The organism is Methylobacterium sp. D48H (assembly GCF_053345715.1).
Genome location: NZ_JBKFAP010000004.1, coordinates 25,295 through 39,591, shown reverse-complemented (window position 1 = coordinate 39,591; position 14,297 = coordinate 25,295). Strand labels below are relative to the sequence as shown.

General features: G+C 71.1%; 13 protein-coding genes. 8 read left to right on the top strand and 5 right to left on the bottom strand.

What is annotated here, in order from left to right; genetic code table 11:
• Positions 1-19 precede the first annotated feature (19 nt).
• Positions 20-496, top strand: a complete 477-nt coding sequence (locus ACLBX8_RS10515; RefSeq protein ID WP_091981639.1) for an SRPBCC family protein — start codon at positions 20-22, stop codon at positions 494-496.
• Positions 497-570: 74 nt separating this feature from the next.
• Here ACLBX8_RS10515 and ACLBX8_RS10510 read toward each other — a convergent pair whose 3' ends face one another.
• The 3 genes from ACLBX8_RS10510 to ACLBX8_RS10500 form a co-directional block, all read right to left on the bottom strand.
• The gene (locus tag ACLBX8_RS10510; protein ID WP_447699354.1) at positions 571-1,710 is read right to left on the bottom strand and encodes a hypothetical protein; all 1,140 of its coding nucleotides are present in this window, start codon (positions 1,708-1,710) and stop codon (positions 571-573) included.
• A 325-nt stretch (positions 1,711-2,035) separates the two neighbouring features.
• Positions 2,036-3,382, bottom strand: a complete 1,347-nt coding sequence (locus tag ACLBX8_RS10505) for an MFS transporter (RefSeq protein ID WP_132368761.1) — start codon at positions 3,380-3,382, stop codon at positions 2,036-2,038.
• 199 nt (positions 3,383-3,581) lie between these two features.
• Positions 3,582-4,031 carry a winged helix-turn-helix transcriptional regulator gene (locus ACLBX8_RS10500; RefSeq protein ID WP_091981632.1) on the bottom strand — a complete coding sequence of 150 codons (450 nt, stop codon included), beginning with the start codon at positions 4,029-4,031 and terminating at the stop codon, positions 3,582-3,584.
• 101 nt (positions 4,032-4,132) lie between these two features.
• Here ACLBX8_RS10500 and ACLBX8_RS10495 point away from each other — a divergent pair, with 101 nt between their 5' ends.
• The 6 genes from ACLBX8_RS10495 to ACLBX8_RS10470 all read left to right on the top strand — a co-directional run bounded on the left by ACLBX8_RS10495 (position 4,133) and on the right by ACLBX8_RS10470 (position 10,990).
• Positions 4,133-4,903 (top strand): SDR family oxidoreductase, encoded by a 771-nt coding sequence (locus ACLBX8_RS10495; RefSeq protein ID WP_447715062.1) that lies wholly within the window; start codon positions 4,133-4,135, stop codon positions 4,901-4,903.
• Between the two features lie 85 nt (positions 4,904-4,988).
• Positions 4,989-5,252, top strand: a complete 264-nt coding sequence (locus ACLBX8_RS10490) for a tautomerase family protein (protein ID WP_447694016.1) — start codon at positions 4,989-4,991, stop codon at positions 5,250-5,252.
• 47 nt (positions 5,253-5,299) lie between these two features.
• Complete coding sequence (gene soxC, locus ACLBX8_RS10485) at positions 5,300-6,544, top strand: sulfite dehydrogenase (RefSeq protein ID WP_234083181.1); 1,245 nt, start codon at positions 5,300-5,302, stop codon at positions 6,542-6,544.
• Complete coding sequence (locus tag ACLBX8_RS10480) at positions 6,531-7,073, top strand: c-type cytochrome (protein WP_447715061.1); 543 nt, start codon at positions 6,531-6,533, stop codon at positions 7,071-7,073. Before soxC ends, ACLBX8_RS10480 begins: the two co-directional genes overlap by 14 nt.
• Positions 7,074-7,621: 548 nt before the next feature.
• Positions 7,622-9,739, top strand: a complete 2,118-nt coding sequence (locus tag ACLBX8_RS10475; RefSeq protein ID WP_207904185.1) for a TonB-dependent siderophore receptor — start codon at positions 7,622-7,624, stop codon at positions 9,737-9,739.
• Positions 9,740-9,925: 186 nt separating this feature from the next.
• On the top strand, positions 9,926-10,990 hold the full coding sequence (locus ACLBX8_RS10470) for a HoxN/HupN/NixA family nickel/cobalt transporter (protein ID WP_091981621.1): 1,065 nt from the start codon (positions 9,926-9,928) through the stop codon (positions 10,988-10,990).
• An 88-nt stretch (positions 10,991-11,078) separates the two neighbouring features.
• Here ACLBX8_RS10470 and ACLBX8_RS10465 read toward each other — a convergent pair whose 3' ends face one another.
• Entirely contained in the window at positions 11,079-11,327 is a 249-nt protein-coding gene (locus ACLBX8_RS10465) for a DUF6894 family protein (protein ID WP_026605132.1), read from the bottom strand.
• A 1,279-nt stretch (positions 11,328-12,606) separates the two neighbouring features.
• Here ACLBX8_RS10465 and ACLBX8_RS10460 point away from each other — a divergent pair.
• On the top strand, positions 12,607-12,873 hold the full coding sequence (locus ACLBX8_RS10460) for a GNAT family N-acetyltransferase (RefSeq protein WP_447715060.1): 267 nt from the start codon (positions 12,607-12,609) through the stop codon (positions 12,871-12,873).
• A gap of 58 nt (positions 12,874-12,931) precedes the next feature.
• On the opposite strand, the gene ACLBX8_RS10455 is transcribed toward ACLBX8_RS10460, so the two are convergent.
• Entirely contained in the window at positions 12,932-14,257 is a 1,326-nt protein-coding gene (locus ACLBX8_RS10455) for a TAXI family TRAP transporter solute-binding subunit (RefSeq protein WP_447715059.1), read from the bottom strand.
• Between the last annotated feature and the right edge of the window lie 40 nt (positions 14,258-14,297).

Sequence of the window (14,297 nt, the reverse complement as noted above, 5' to 3'; positions counted from 1 at the left end):
GTGTCAGGAGGAGACCAGGATGGACATCGCTGGCGCGTATCGGATCCCGGTCGCGCGGGAGGCCGTCTGGGCGGCGCTGAACGATCCGGAGGTGCTGGCCCGCTGCATCCCCGGCTGCAAGGAGCTGGTGCAGGCCTCCCCGGAGGAGATGACGGCCAAGGTCGCCCTCAAGGTCGGGCCGGTCTCGGCGACCTTCGCGGGCACGGTCCGCCTCGAGGACTTGCGCCCCCCCGAGGGCTACAGCCTCGTCGGCCAGGGCAACGGCGGCATGGCGGGCTTCGCCAAGGGCCGCGCCGCCGTCAGCCTCGCGGCGGAGGGCGGCGAGACGCTCCTGACCTACACCGCCAAGGCCGAGGTCGGCGGCAAGATCGCGACGCTGGGCGGCCGGCTCATGCAGGCGACCGCGCGCAAGCTCGCCGACGAGTTCTTCGGCAAGTTCGCCGCCGAACTCGGAGCGACCGGCGACCCGGCCGCGCCCAGGGCGGCCGAGGCCTAGGAAAACCGCGCCTCGACCGCGCCTTGACCGCGCCGGCCGGGACGGTCGCGCCGGTCCGGCGCGTCGGAGATCGGTCATCGCTGCGATCCGATCTGCAGGACATTGAAGCCGCGCTGCAGGGAGGTCCCGAGGAACTCTCCGAACGGGGTGTTCGCACCCGCGGCACGATCGACGCGGAGGACGGCGGCACAGCCGCGCTGCGGGCTCTCGACCGAGCGGCCGTCGACGGAGGCCGCAGGGGCCATGCCGGCTCGCCAACGCGCCTTCAGCGCGGAGACGGCCCTGTCGGCCGTCCGGCAATCGGGATAGGCAAGGGATACGAGCAGGGCCGGTCCGTTCTTGCCTTGATAGTCCGCCACGATACCGCCGGCATAAGCCGGGACGCCGTCCCGTCCGCGCTCGCGCTGATCCGCGATCGCCTTCCTCTGCGCGGCCAGATCGGTCGTCGCCGACAGGAGGGCGGCAGGATCGTCGGGGGTGATCCCCATCAGCGGCGTCACGACGGCCGCTTGAAGGATCGCGCCCGGGTCGCGCTCATCCGCGGCGGCCAGACCCGTCAGCGCTGTGGCGACCGCCTCGTGATCCGCCGCGCTCCGACCGACCCCGACGCGTGTCTCCAGATCCGCGGCCGCGGACGCCTGCGCGATGACGCGATCGATCGCCAGGATCGCGCTGGTCTCGCCCATCGGGCCGGACCAGGGATCGGTCGGCTGCCGGGCCCTGAGATTCAGGGCGCGCGGCTCACCGTTGGCGAGAATGCGCGGCGCGGTCGAGACCGGCCGGAAGTTCCTGTCCTTCAGCTTGGCGACCAGAGTGTCGGCTGCCGCCTTCGTCGCCAGACCCCAGTAACTCACGCGCGCCGGAGGCTGGCCGAAGGCCGCGAAATACGAGATGTCCTCGAACGGGATGCCGGCCTTCTCGGTCCATGTCTGCGCGCCGCCGTAGCTGAGGGCGTTCAGCGGGCGGATGCTCTGCGCGAAGGCCATGCGCCGCAGGCCGGCGTCGCTCAGCGCACCGCCGGCGGCCCGGGACAGCGCCTGGACGTCCATGAAGACGATCGGCATCGGGTCAGGCGTCGCCAGGACGGAGTCCGGCACCGCGCGGAGAGCCGCCTCCAGAGTGCTGGCCGCCTGGGCCGCCGGCGCGATCATCAGGACTGAGAAGGACACGACGACGAGGCGGGATGAAACTGAGCGCCAGAGAGGTCGTGTCACGTCGAATCCCATGCTCCAGGTCCCTCGGGAGCGCCGATGCCCGTCTGCCGGTCATGACGATGATCGCGTCGGGTAAGAAGAGATCTCCGCAGTGCTCACCTGATCATTGCTGGACAGGCTCTCTTCTGTCTCCCTCAGTCGATTTTAGCTGAGCCGCTCTCGGCTTCCACTAGTGAGGGTGACCTATTGACCGCGCCGCCCGGATCGCCGCCGATCGGACGCCCGGCGCCGTCGAGACGAGCGACGACCGATGGGGGGCGTCGGCTCTGTGAGAGCCGCAACGTGACTTCGGCCTCCGCGTGTCGCCCCCCGCGCGCCGATCCTCTCACGCGAGCGATTCTCCGGTCCGATCGCGCATCGTGAGGACTGCGGCGAGCGAGATGGCCGACAGCACGGCGACGTAGAGGCCCGGCCCCGTGGGCCAGGCCAGGTGGTGGACGATCCACGTCGCGGCCATCGGGGCGGTGCCCCCGACCAGCGCCATCGAGGCGTTGAAGCTGATTGCCAGGGCCGTGCAGCGCGAGCGGTGCTGGAACATCTCGACGAACGCCGTCGGCACGACGGCGGCGTTGCCGGCGATCAGGATCGCGAACGCGACCTGGCTCAGGACGATCAGAAGCGTGTCGCCGGTGGTCAGCAGCATGAAGAGCGGCCACGACAGGATTGTCAGGCCCGCCCCGGTCAGGACCAGAACACGCTTGCGCCCGAAGCGGTCGGACAGGGCTCCGGCGATCGGGATGCACACGGCTTGAACCACCATGGCGAGGGAGTTGATGAGAAACGCCGTGTGTTGCGGGAGGCCCGACACGGTGTGCATGAACGTCACGAGGTAGACGAACACCACGTAGAAGCCGCACGCCAGGCCGAGATTCATCGCGAAGGCGCGCAGCATGGCGGAGCCGTCGATCTCGACGGCCGTGCGCAGCGGTGAGCGCTGGTCCGTCGGTGCCCGATCTTCGCGAAACACGGTCTCGACGTGATCGTCGTCGATATGGCGACGCAGAGCGAAGATGAAGACGCCGAGCACGATCCCGAAGAGGAACGGCAGGCGCCAGCCCCACTGGTGCACGTCCTCCGGCGTGAGCAGGCCGGTGACGAGCGTCCCGGCAATGGAGCCGAGCAGGATCCCCCCGGCGGCCCCGATGCAGGCGAGGCTGCCGGTCAGGCCGCGGCGCGCCGGTGCTGCGGTCTCGGACAGGAAGATGGCCGAGGAGGTGTACTCGCCGCCGACGGAGAGACCCTGGCCGAGCCGCAGCACCACGAGCAGGACCGGCGCGAGGAGTCCGGCCGACGCGTAGGTGGGCAGGCAGCCCATCAGGAAGGTCGAGACGGCCATGAGGCCCGCCGACAGCAGGAGTGCCGTCTTCCGGCCGTAGCGGTCGCCGATGTGGCCGAACACGATGCCGCCGATCGGGCGCATGAAGAAGGCGGCGGCGAACACCGCGAAGGCCGACAGTAGCGACGTCGTCGGGCTGTCGGACGGGAAGAAGTTCCGGCCGATGACGGCACTGAAATACCCGTAGGTGGCGAAATCGTACCATTCGAGCGTGTTGCCGATGGCGCCCGCGACCACGGAGCGACGCCGCGCCGCGCCGGGGACCTTCGGGCCGTCGGCGATCGCGTCGGAACTGATCGGGAGCGGCGGCTCACCGTACGGAGGGGTGGATTGCATGATGCGCCCGCCTTGCCGCCGAATTCAGTCTAGACGCTAGACTGAAACGCCAAGCTTGGCGAGACCATTGGAGAAGGACGACATCGCTCTTCCGCTCGACAGTTAATAGGCGCTGGGCCGCCCCGCGCGGGCGAGCCCGCCAAGGCCGCACGCACCTCCGTCCTCCGCGGCCAGACCGCGATCGGGAGGCCCTCCGTCCTCACGGTGCCTCGGCGTCGGCGGGAAGATCCGGAGCTTCGGCCGCCGCGGCGAACGCCCGCCGGGCCCGCTCGATCTCGGCGTGGTGCGTCTCGGCCCAGATCCACACGCCGCAGAACGCGGCGCCCAGGCTCCGGCCCAGCGGCGTCAGCGTGTAGTCCACGCGCGGCGGGATCACCGGGTGCACCGTCCGCCGGACGAGACCGTCCCGCTCCATCTGGCGGACGGTCTGCGTCAGCATCTTCTGGCTGATCCGGCCCACGGCCCGGCCGAGCTGCGTGAACCGGAGGGTGCCGTGCTCCTCCAGGGCCTCGAGGATCAGCATGGTCCACTTGTCGGCCACTTGGCCGATGATGTCGTTCACCAGGGCCTCGATCGCCGGATCGACGTCCTGCGGGGGTGTCCCGCGCCGCTTCGCCTCGATCGCGGGGTCAGGGGCAGCCCTGCGCATTCGACACTCTCCTTTCGGTGCGTACAAATCTTTTCGGTGCCTACTTCAGGGCGGAGAGTGTCAACCATACTCTCTGCGGCGACAACAACGGGGTCGCCATCATGAAAACCTCCGGCAACACGATCCTCATCACGGGCGGCGGGTCCGGGATCGGAGCCGCGCTCGCCCATCGCTTCCACGATCTGGGCAACACCGTCATCGTCGCCGGTCGCCGCGCGGAGGCGCTGGAACGGGTCACGGCCGGCCGCCCGGGCCTGCACGCGATGCCCCTCGACATCGCGGATGCCGGAGACATCGCGGCGTTCGCCCGGCGCGTCACGGCCGAGCACCCGGCCCTGAACGTGGTGATCAACAACGCCGGCATCATGCGCTTCGAGGCGCTGGATCAGGCGCGCGACCTCTCCGACGCGGAGGCGACGATCACCACCAACCTGCTCGGCCCGATCCGTCTGACGGATGCCCTCGTCGCGCATCTGGTCACACGGCCGGACGCGGCGCTGATCAACGTGTCGTCCGGGCTGGCCTTCGTGCCCCTGACGACCACACCGACCTACTCGGCGACGAAGGCGGCGATCCACAGCTACACGGTCTCGCTGCGCGAGGTCCTCAAGGGCCGTGTCGAGGTGATCGAGCTGGTGCCGCCGGCGGTCCAGACGGATCTCACGCCCGGCCAGGCCACCCGCGCGGGCTACCTGCCGCTGGCCGATTTCATCGACGAGGTGATGGCCCTGTTCCAGCAGCAGCCGACGCCGCCCGAGATCCTGGTGCAGCGCGTCGCCTTCCAGCGCAACGCCGAGGCCGAGCACCGCTTCGACGCGGCCGTCGCGACCCTGAACGAGGCCGCTCGCGCGGCCCGCGCGGCGCAGGAATGAGGTGCGCGCGGAGATCCGCGAGGAGATCCGCGTCGCCGCGCGCGGGCGCGACCCGTGTTTCATCAGTTCAGCCCGGAGACGATCGATGCCGTTCGCCAATTTCAAGATCCCGCAGGGCATGATGACCGGTCCGCAGAAGGCGGATCTGATCCACCGCACGACGGATCTGCTGGTCTCCTTCTTCGGGGAGGCCGCGCGCCCGCACACCATGGTCTTGGTCGACGAGGTCGTGGATGGCGGCTACGGGCGCGCGGACGAGGTCTTCGATCTCGAGGCCCTGCGACGCCTGCGGGCGCACCACGAGACGGGCCCCGTTCCGACGGGACTAGGAGGGAGCGCCGTTGCGTGAGACTCTGGGCCTGCCCCGGCGGGCGGGGCGAGGCGGAGTGCCATGCGATGAGCCAGGACGACGAATCGCCGCCGGCGCGGCGCCGCTTCCTCGCACAAGGCGCGGCGGCGGCCGCGGCCGTCCTCGCGGGCGGGCCGGCCCGATCGGACGAGGCGGCGCCTCCGGCCGTTCCCGAATGGATGAAGGTCCCGGGCGCCGATGTCGGCAGCCAGACCTACGGCCGGCCCTCGCGCTTCGAGGAGGGCGTCATCCGCAACGTCCCGAAGGGTCTGAAGCAGTACATCTCGGCGTCGAGCCGCACGCCGCTGCAGGATCTCGACGGCATCCTGACGCCCAACGGCCTGTTCTACGAGCGTCACCACGGCGGCATTCCGGACATCGATCCCGCCCAGCACCGGCTGATGATCCACGGACTCGTCGAGACGCCGCTCATCCTGACGATGGACGACATCCGCCGCTTCCCGTCGGAGTCGCACATCTACTTCCTCGAATGCTCGGGCAACCCGGGCTTCGAGGCGATCAAGGGCAAGACGGCGTCGGACCTCGTCGGCCTCGTCAGCTGCGCCGAATGGACCGGCGTGCGCCTCGCGACGGTCCTGGCGGAGGCCGGGCTCAAGCCGGACGCGCGGTGGGTCGTGGCCGAGGGCGCGGATTCCGCCGCGCTGACCCGCAGCATCCCGATCGCGAAGTGCCTCGACGACGCCCTGCTGGTCTACAGCCAGAACGGCGAGCGGCTGCGCCCCCAGCAGGGCTACCCGCTCCGGGTGCTGCTGCCCGGCTACGAGGGCAACATGAGCGTGAAGTGGCTGCGCCGGCTCAACGTCACGGCGGAGCCGGCCTATTCCCGCGAGGAGACGTCGAAGTACACCGACCTGATGCCGGACGGCACGGCGCGGCAATTCACCTTCGTCATGGAGGCCAAGTCGATCATCACGCGGCCCTCGGGCACGCAGCGGATCGCCCCCGGTTTCCACGAGATCACCGGCCTCGCCTGGAGCGGGCGCGGGCGGATCCGCGGCGTGCAGGTCTCGACCGACGGGGGCGGGAGCTGGCGCGACGCCGCCCTGCAGGAGCCGGTGCTCAACCGGGCGCTGACGCGGTTCCGCCTGCCCTGGCGCTGGGACGGGACGCCGACGACCATCGCGAGCCGGGCGATCGACGAGACCGGCTACGTGCAGCCGGGCTTCGAGGCGCTGACGGCGGTGCGCGGCCTCAAATCCTTCTACCACAACAACGCGGTCGTGCCCTGGCGCATCGCCGCGGACGGCGAGGTGGCCAATGGCTATGCGTGAAGCCCGCGCCGCCGCGGGGATCGCCCTGGTGCTCGCCGGCGCCGGGCCGGTACGGGCGACGGAGCGCCTCGGGATCGGGCGTCCGGCCACGGAGGCCGAGATCGCCGCCTGGAACATCGACGTCGACCGGGACGGCCGGAAGCTGCCGCCCGGACACGGCAGCGTCGCCCACGGCCGAGAGGTCTTCGAGACCCAATGCGCCTCGTGTCACGGCAGCCGGGGCGAGGGCGGGACCGGCGAGCGGCTGGCCGGCGGCCAGGGCACGCTCGCCTCGGCGAAACCGCTCAAGACCGTCGGTAGCTTCTGGCCCTACGCGCCGACCCTGTTCGACTACATCCGGCGGGCGATGCCGATGAACGCCCCGCAATCGCTCAGCGCCGACGACGTCTACGCGGTCTCGGGCTACGTCCTGTACCTGAACGGGCTCGTCCCGGAGAGCGCCGTGCTCGATGCCGCCACCCTGGCCGCCGTCCGCATGCCGAACCGCGACGGGTTCGTGCCGGATCCCAGGCCGGATGTGAGACCCTGACGGGAGCGGCGTACCCGATCAGGCCGCCCCGGCCCCGCCCGCCGCCGTGGCGCCACGGTGCTGTGGCCGTTCCGCCACTGTCCTCGCAACATTATTACATTCGGTTGCCGGGGCGTTGACCCGGCCGGTCGCCGCGGCAAGTATTTTCCTGCCAAGGTTATCCGGGCACGGCCCGGAGCCGGCGTGGTAATCCGGTGCGCGCTGCGCGGTGCGTCCGGATCTGCCCCGCACCTGTCGACTGGGCGCGCCCGTTCCCCGCGGCCGCCGGTGCCGCGCACCGGGACGGTCCGGCGGCGGCGATGACGCGCGTCACGGGAGGCGGCCTTCGGCGCGACGACGTTCCTCGGGCGCGGTGCCCCAGCGGAGCGCGCGGTGCCGCCCGTCCGGGCGTGACGCCGCCCGCCTCCGCGTGGCCGCGCGCCGGCAGCAGCGAGTGTGTGGTGGCGAGTTCTGGACGATTGTCGTTCCGCGAGAGTCCCAGGCCGCGCCGGGGATGCGCCCGCCCTGCCGGGGCGCGGCGCGGCAGCCCGCGCCTGGCCCTGGCGGCCATGCTGTCCGCCGGCGTGCCGGTCGGGGAGGTCCGCGCGCAGGAGAGCGTGACCCTGGAGGAACTGTCGGTCGAGCATGTCGGCGAGGGCGCCGCCCGGACGACGGCGTCCGGGCGCGGCAGCATCGGCCTGATCGGTCCGACACCGGGCTACGGCGCCGGCGCGGCGGTCAGCGCGACGCGCACGGCCACACCGCAGATCGACGTGCCCGTGGCCGTGTCGGTGGCGCCGCGCGAGACGATCACCGATATCGCCGCCACCCGCGTCGACCGGGTGTTCGCCTACCTGCCCGGCGTCGCCCGCCAGAACAATTTCGGCGGCCTGTCGATCTTCAGCTACGCCATCCGCGGCGTGACCACCTCCGAGATCTACAAGAACGGCTTTCCCCTCAATCGCGGGACGCCGCCGCCGCCCGACGCCCAGAACATCGAGCGCATCGAGGTGCTCAAGGGGCCGGGAGCGGCCCTGTTCGGGCGCAGCGACCCCGGCGGGCTGGTCAATCTGATCACCAAGCAGCCGACCGCCGAGCGGTTCGTCGAGTTCGGCAACCAGGTCGACTCGTTCGGCCTGACCCGGGGCACGATCGATGCCGGCGGTGCGCTGAGCGCGGACGGCACGGTGCTCTACCGCTTCAACCTCGCCGCCCAGGGTGCGGGCAGCTTCCGCGACTTCGTCGACAGCGACCGGCTCCTCGTCGCGCCGGTGGTGAGCTGGCAGGTCACCCCGGACACGCGGATCACGGTCGAGACCGAGTTCGTGAAGAACCGGATCGTCTTCGACCGGGGCGTCATCGCGCTGAACCGGCAACTCGGGTTCCTGCCCGTCTCCCGCTTCCTCGGCGAGCCCGGGCAGAGCACCTATCAGAACAACAACACGCTGCAGGTCCGCGTCGACCACCGGTTCGACGAGAACTGGCAGCTTCGCCTCGCGACCTACTTCAACACGGGCGATCTCGCGGGCGAGTCGGCGGAGATCCGCGCCATCGCTGCCGACAACCGCACGGTCTCGCGCGACCGCAACGTGCGCGACTACCGCTGGGACGTGGCCGTCGGGCAGGCCGACCTCGTCGGGCGCTTCGATACCGCCGGCATCGGCCACACGCTACTGCTCGGCATGGACCGGGAGAGCACCGACAGCCGCACGCAGTACTTCCGCTCGAACTTCCGCACGAGCCCGTTCGCCCTGGACATCTACGCCCCGGTCTACGGGCAGGCGCTGCCGCCGATCACCATCCCGCGCAACAACCTGGAGCGGATCACCAACACCGGCCTCTACGCGCAGGACGAGATCGTCCTGAGCCCCGAATGGCGAGCGCTCGTCGGTGTGCGCCTCGACATCTTCGAGCAGAGCTTCCGCGAGCGCGCCGTCCGCAGTCAGGTCGACCAGTCGCGGGTCGCCGCGTCGCCCCGGGCGGGCCTCGTCTACCGGCCGATCCCGGAACTCGCCCTCTACACCAACGTCGGCACGAGCTTCCGGCCGAACATCGGCCCGGACGCCGCCGCCGTGACCCGCGGCACGGCCCTGCCGCCCGAGACCGGCCTCGGCTACGAGGTCGGCGCCAAGTCCGAGCTGTTCGGCGGCAGCCTGCTCCTCACCGCCGCCGCCTTCCGGGTGGAGCGGGAGAACGTGCTCACGCCCGATCCCGCCAATACCGGCTTCTCCCTCGCCGCCGGGGCCGTCCGCAGCCAGGGGTTCGAGCTGACGGCCCAGGGGCAGATCACGCCGGAGCTGAAGCTCCTGGCCGGCTACGTCTACGCCGACGCCCGGGTGACCAAGGACAACGTGCTCCCGGTCGGAGCCCCTCTCATCAACGTGCCGCGCCATTCCGGCAGCCTCCTCGCGGTCTACGAGCCGGAGGGGGCGTGGCGCGGCTTCGGCATCGGCGGCGGCGTGCGGGGCGTGGGCGCGCGCGCCGGCGACGCGGCCGGCTCCGGCTTCACCCTGCCGGCCTACGTCGCGGTCGACGCGCTCGCCTACTACCGCTTCGACAATGCCCGGATCGCGCTCAACGTCGAGAACATCTTCGACACCGCGTACTACGAGAGTTCGCTGAACGTGTTCCGGGTCTATCCGGGCTCGCCCCGGCGGATCACGGGCTCGGTGACGGTGCGGTTCTGATGGCGGGCCCGCGGCCCCCGTCCAGGCAGCCGCCGGGATCGTCGCGCCGGCGAGAGGACGCGCCTGCGGGACTCCGCAGGCCGACCGCTTCTGCGCTATGTCGGATTCCGTGCTGCACGGCAGCAGCGACGCGACAGGCCCGGGCAACGGGGCCGAGGGGACGGTATTCGGGTGGGTAAGGCTTTGATGGAAGCGATCGTCCCGTCCGATGGCACGGCGCCCCGCGTCGTGCGGCGCCGCATCGTTCTGCTCTACCTCGTCCTGATCGCGGCCAACGTCGCCGCCTGGTCCTGGGCCTACAGCCTGTTCGCGGGGCAGCCGGCCCTGCTCTCGACCGCGCTGCTGGCCTACGTCTTCGGGCTGCGCCACGCGGTCGACCCCGACCACATCGCCGCCATCGACAACGTCACGCGCAAGCTGATGCAGGCGGGCCAGCGGCCGGTCTCGGTCGGCTTCTGGTTCGCCCTCGGCCATTCCACCGTCGTGGTGGTGGCCGCGGCCGCGGTGGCGCTGGCCGCCACCAGCCTGATCACGGCCTCGGAAGGCTACCGGGAACTCGGCGGCCTGATCGGCACAGGCGTCTCGGCCGCCTTCCTGATCCTCATCGGCCTGGTCAATCTCGTCGTCCTCGCGGGGGTCTGGCGCGCGTTCCGGCAGGTGCGGCGCACCGGCCGCTACGTCGAGGCCGACCTCGACATGCTGCTCGCCAACCAGGGCGTCCTCGCCCGGATCCTGCGGCCGCTGTTCCGCCTCGTGACGCGCTCCTGGCACATGTACCCGCTGGGCCTGCTCTTCGCGCTCGGCTTCGATACCGCCACGGAAGTGAGCCTGTTCGGGCTCTCGGCCGCCCAGGCGAGCCAGGGCATCGATCTCTGGACGATCCTGGTCTTCCCGGCGCTGTTCACCGCCGGCATGACGCTGGTCGACGCGACCGACGGCGTGCTGATGCTCGGCGCCTACAGCTGGGCCTATGTCCAGCCCATGCGCAAGCTGTTCTACAATCTCACCATCACCCTGGTGTCGGTGGTGGTCGCGCTGGTGGTCGGCACGCTGGAGGCGCTGAACCTCCTGGCGGACAAGCTCAACCTCCAGGGCTGGCTCTGGGAGCGGATCGCCGCGATCAACGACCATTTCGGCGTGCTCGGCTTCGGCATCGTCGGCCTGTTCGCGGCGGCGTGGCTCCTGTCGTTCCTCATCTACCGCCTCGGCCGGTTCGACCGGATCGACGTCAAGCCGGCCGACATCCCCTGACCGGCGTCGGCCGTGTCCACGCGGGACGTCCGGCGCCGGTGACCTGGGCCGATGTCGAAGCGCGCCGGATGCGCGCGGCGGGCTGAACCTACCCGGCCGCCTCGCTCAGCCTCAGGCCGGTGAACGTCAGCGTCGCCGTGTAGATCGGGGCGCCGGCCGCATCCCGGACGACCACCGTGTAAGTTTGCCTGTCCCCGTCGCTCGGGATCTCCCATCGCGCGACGTCCGGGAGGGAGATCATCGCTTCTCTGCGCGCAGCGTCGAAATCGGCGCACTCGGTCCCGTCCTCGTCACGTTGCAACTGACCGTCGTGGATATCGAAGAAATAGCGCGGCACCCACGCCTCCGTGACTGGCTTCCCCTCACGAAAGCTAACCGGGATCAGAAACGCCGGTTCTCGGCGCGCGGCGCCCGATCCGCGCCGGTGACCGCGGCCGACGCCCTCGGATGAGCGGGCGTCGACCGGGCCCGGCCGGCTATCCGTTCCGGGCCTTCCGGCGCGGGCGGCCGTGCCGTCGCGTCGCCGGATCGCGTCCCCGAACGGACACGTCGCGCGGGGCTGCGGATCGGAAGTGAGAGCGCCGCGCGACGGCGTGCGCGGCGTGACGGGACCGCTCCGGCCGTTCCGGCCGGGCCCGTGCCTCCGGACGGGCGGTCGCGGACCCGCGGTCTCTCAGCGGTCTCTCGTCTTCGTGGTACGGGAATCCTGCGTCTTGTTTCCGTCGTCGGCCGGCGAGGCGCCCGGAACGCCGGTGTTGCCCGAGCCCCCGCCCCTCTCTCCGCCCTTCATCTGATCGCCGTGCTGCATCCGCTGCCCGCCCGACCCGGACGGCGCTGGCCCGGACGTCGATCCTCCGGCGGCGCCCTGTGCCGTTGCCGCGCCGGCTGTCCCGAGAAGGAGCGACGAGACGAGGACGAAGATCCGGATTGGGGTCATGATGTTCTCCCGAAAACTACCATTGGGCAAGCACAGAAAGCTGTCTGAGTTCCGGAATATCGCAAAATATCGAGGGTGAGCTCATGATGTTATGTTTTTCTTATTGAATACTGCGAGTCGACGTGCCGAAATATCCGATGGCGGTCCGGGCGCGCGCGCATCGGCGGGCAAACCGCCCGGATCGCGCCTGAGCTGTGGGAAGCCGACGTGGATAGGCCTCCCAGCGGGGAGCCCGCAGATCGGTCCGACACGGCGCGGCGGGCCGCGCTGAGAGCGGCTCGGAGGGCCGGAGGGGTCGGTCCGCCGACGATGACGGCACGAAATGACCGCCGCGGCGTGAGCCGGGCGGTCCAGGTGGTCTCGGGATGTCCAGAGTTAGACGATCGCGGGCCGCGCTTAATCCGCGCCGCGCGGAGCGGACCGCCGTGCCGGCCGCGTCCTCCGGCGGGCCTCGTCGTGCTGCGGCGCTCGCGCGCCATGTCCACGTCGTCGGCGGCGATGCCGACGCGTCGGTCCTGACCCGCGTCCGCGACGAGGACACGCGCCCCATATAACCGTCGCGGGAGCGCGGGCCTCCAGGAGGCCGTCCGTGGCGGCGCGGGGATCCCGCAGAGCGCCGGGTTCGACGCGGTGCTTCCCGATCGGAGCCGCGCAAAGTCGGGGGATGAGGAGGACCGAGATGCTGCGCGACAATGTCGAGCGAGGCCGCTTCGAGCTGCAGGTCGGCGGTGACGCCGTCTTCGCGACCTATCGGCGGGAGCCCGGCCAGCTCGTCATCAGCCACGTCTACGCGCCGCCGGTCCTGCGCGGCACCGGGGCGGCCGGCCGGCTCATGGAAGGCGTCGCGGCGCACGCGCGCGCCGAGGGCGATCGGATCGTGCCCCTGTGCGGCTACGCCCGGGCGTGGCTGCGCGGGCATCGGACGCATCGCGACCTGCTCGCGTGAGGCCGCGACCGGGCCGGGATCGGCCGCCGCCGGGGGGCGGTGCCGGGATCGCCTGGCGCTAGGTCATCCGTTGCGCCACGTGCCGCCGCCGGCGCTGGACGGCCTCGCGGACATGCGCGACGAGCAGGGCGACGAGGCGGATCTCGACGCTCTCCGTTCGCCTGTGGGCCTCCATCCGGATCGTCTCCGCCGCGAGCGCGTCGGCCTCCCGCTCCAGATGATCGAGCTCGACCGGATCGGCGCTCGACACGGACAGCCAGATCTCCAGGAGGCGCATGACCCGGGTGGGCGGCTGCAGCGGCCGGAAGCGCCGATACAGGCCGATGCCCGCCGCGCCGAGGGAGGCCAGCGCGCTGATCATGAGCCCGACCCAGTAGGCCGCGTTCTGCGCCTGATCGCTCAGGCTGGGCTGGTTCCCGGTCAGGTACGCCGTCGCGCCCGGGTGGATCGGGAGCGCCTGGACCTTGTCGTCGGTGTCGGGGGCCTCGATGCCGGCCAGATCGTCGTCGAGCGCGACGAGCCGCGGCTTGCCGGTGAGAACCTCGCGGGTGATCTCGCCGGCGAGCCAGTCCGGCATGGCGCCGCGGGCCACGAGCCGGTGGCTGACGGACAGCGTGGTGATGTCGTCGCCCGGGGCCGGCAGGGAACCGAGGAAGGCGCCCTTGGGCACGTCGATCGTGTCGAGCACGGGGTGCTCCTTGGCGATCGCCGCCGCCTCGTCGACCTCGAACAGCTTCGCCGTCCCGGAGCCTTTGCGCAGCGCCGTGAACAGCGGCAGCCAGAGCGCGCTCCCGACCGGGGCCACCACGAACACCGAACCGATCTGGCGGCTGCGGGCGGCCTCCGTCAGCTGGTCGATCGTCAGGATCCGGCGATGCACGCTGCTCGGGGGCACGCCGAAATGCGTCAGGATCAGGTCGAGCAGGCGCGGGTCGAGCTTACGCCCGTCGAGGAGTCCGACGGTGCTGCCCCGCAGCTTGGCCACGCTGTCGACGGGGCTGCCCCCGGGCGCGACGAAGACCACCGCGTCGCGGCGCAGGATGACCAGGGTCTGCCCGTCCTTCGGCGCGGCGTCGCTGCGCACCAGGGCGAGCTGGGTCTCGCCCTTGTCGAGGGCCGCCGAGGCGCCGAGGCGATCCGGCTCGAAGATCGTCCGGATGCGCACCCGCGGATGCTGGGTCTGGAAGAGCTGGGTCAGCGCCTGCGCGGCCTCCCGATCCTCGGTGCTGGTCTTGGCGACCGCGATGTCGAGGGAGAGCAGGCCGAGGAGCAGATGGATGAGCAGAGCAGCGACGGCGGCCCCGGCGATGACGCCGAGGACGATGACTGTCGTTCTGGAACGCCGGATCATCCGTGCCGCGCTGATCTGCCGATCCTCCAGCATAGCGCGCGTGTCTGGCCCAGTCTCCCGCTCCCGGACAGGA

Coding starts and splice junctions, on each gene's coding strand:
- ACLBX8_RS10515 (WP_091981639.1), top strand. CDS start 20: ATGGACATCGCTGGCGCGTATCGGATCCCGGTCGCGCGGGAGGCCGTC.
- ACLBX8_RS10505 (WP_132368761.1), bottom strand. CDS start 3,382: ATGCAATCCACCCCTCCGTACGGTGAGCCGCCGCTCCCGATCAGTTCC.
- ACLBX8_RS10500 (WP_091981632.1), bottom strand. CDS start 4,031: ATGCGCAGGGCTGCCCCTGACCCCGCGATCGAGGCGAAGCGGCGCGGG.
- ACLBX8_RS10495 (WP_447715062.1), top strand. CDS start 4,133: ATGAAAACCTCCGGCAACACGATCCTCATCACGGGCGGCGGGTCCGGG.
- ACLBX8_RS10490 (WP_447694016.1), top strand. CDS start 4,989: ATGCCGTTCGCCAATTTCAAGATCCCGCAGGGCATGATGACCGGTCCG.
- soxC (WP_234083181.1), top strand. CDS start 5,300: ATGAGCCAGGACGACGAATCGCCGCCGGCGCGGCGCCGCTTCCTCGCA.
- ACLBX8_RS10480 (WP_447715061.1), top strand. CDS start 6,531: ATGGCTATGCGTGAAGCCCGCGCCGCCGCGGGGATCGCCCTGGTGCTC.
- ACLBX8_RS10475 (WP_207904185.1), top strand. CDS start 7,622: ATGCTGTCCGCCGGCGTGCCGGTCGGGGAGGTCCGCGCGCAGGAGAGC.
- ACLBX8_RS10470 (WP_091981621.1), top strand. CDS start 9,926: ATGGAAGCGATCGTCCCGTCCGATGGCACGGCGCCCCGCGTCGTGCGG.
- ACLBX8_RS10460 (WP_447715060.1), top strand. CDS start 12,607: ATGCTGCGCGACAATGTCGAGCGAGGCCGCTTCGAGCTGCAGGTCGGC.
- ACLBX8_RS10455 (WP_447715059.1), bottom strand. CDS start 14,257: ATGCTGGAGGATCGGCAGATCAGCGCGGCACGGATGATCCGGCGTTCC.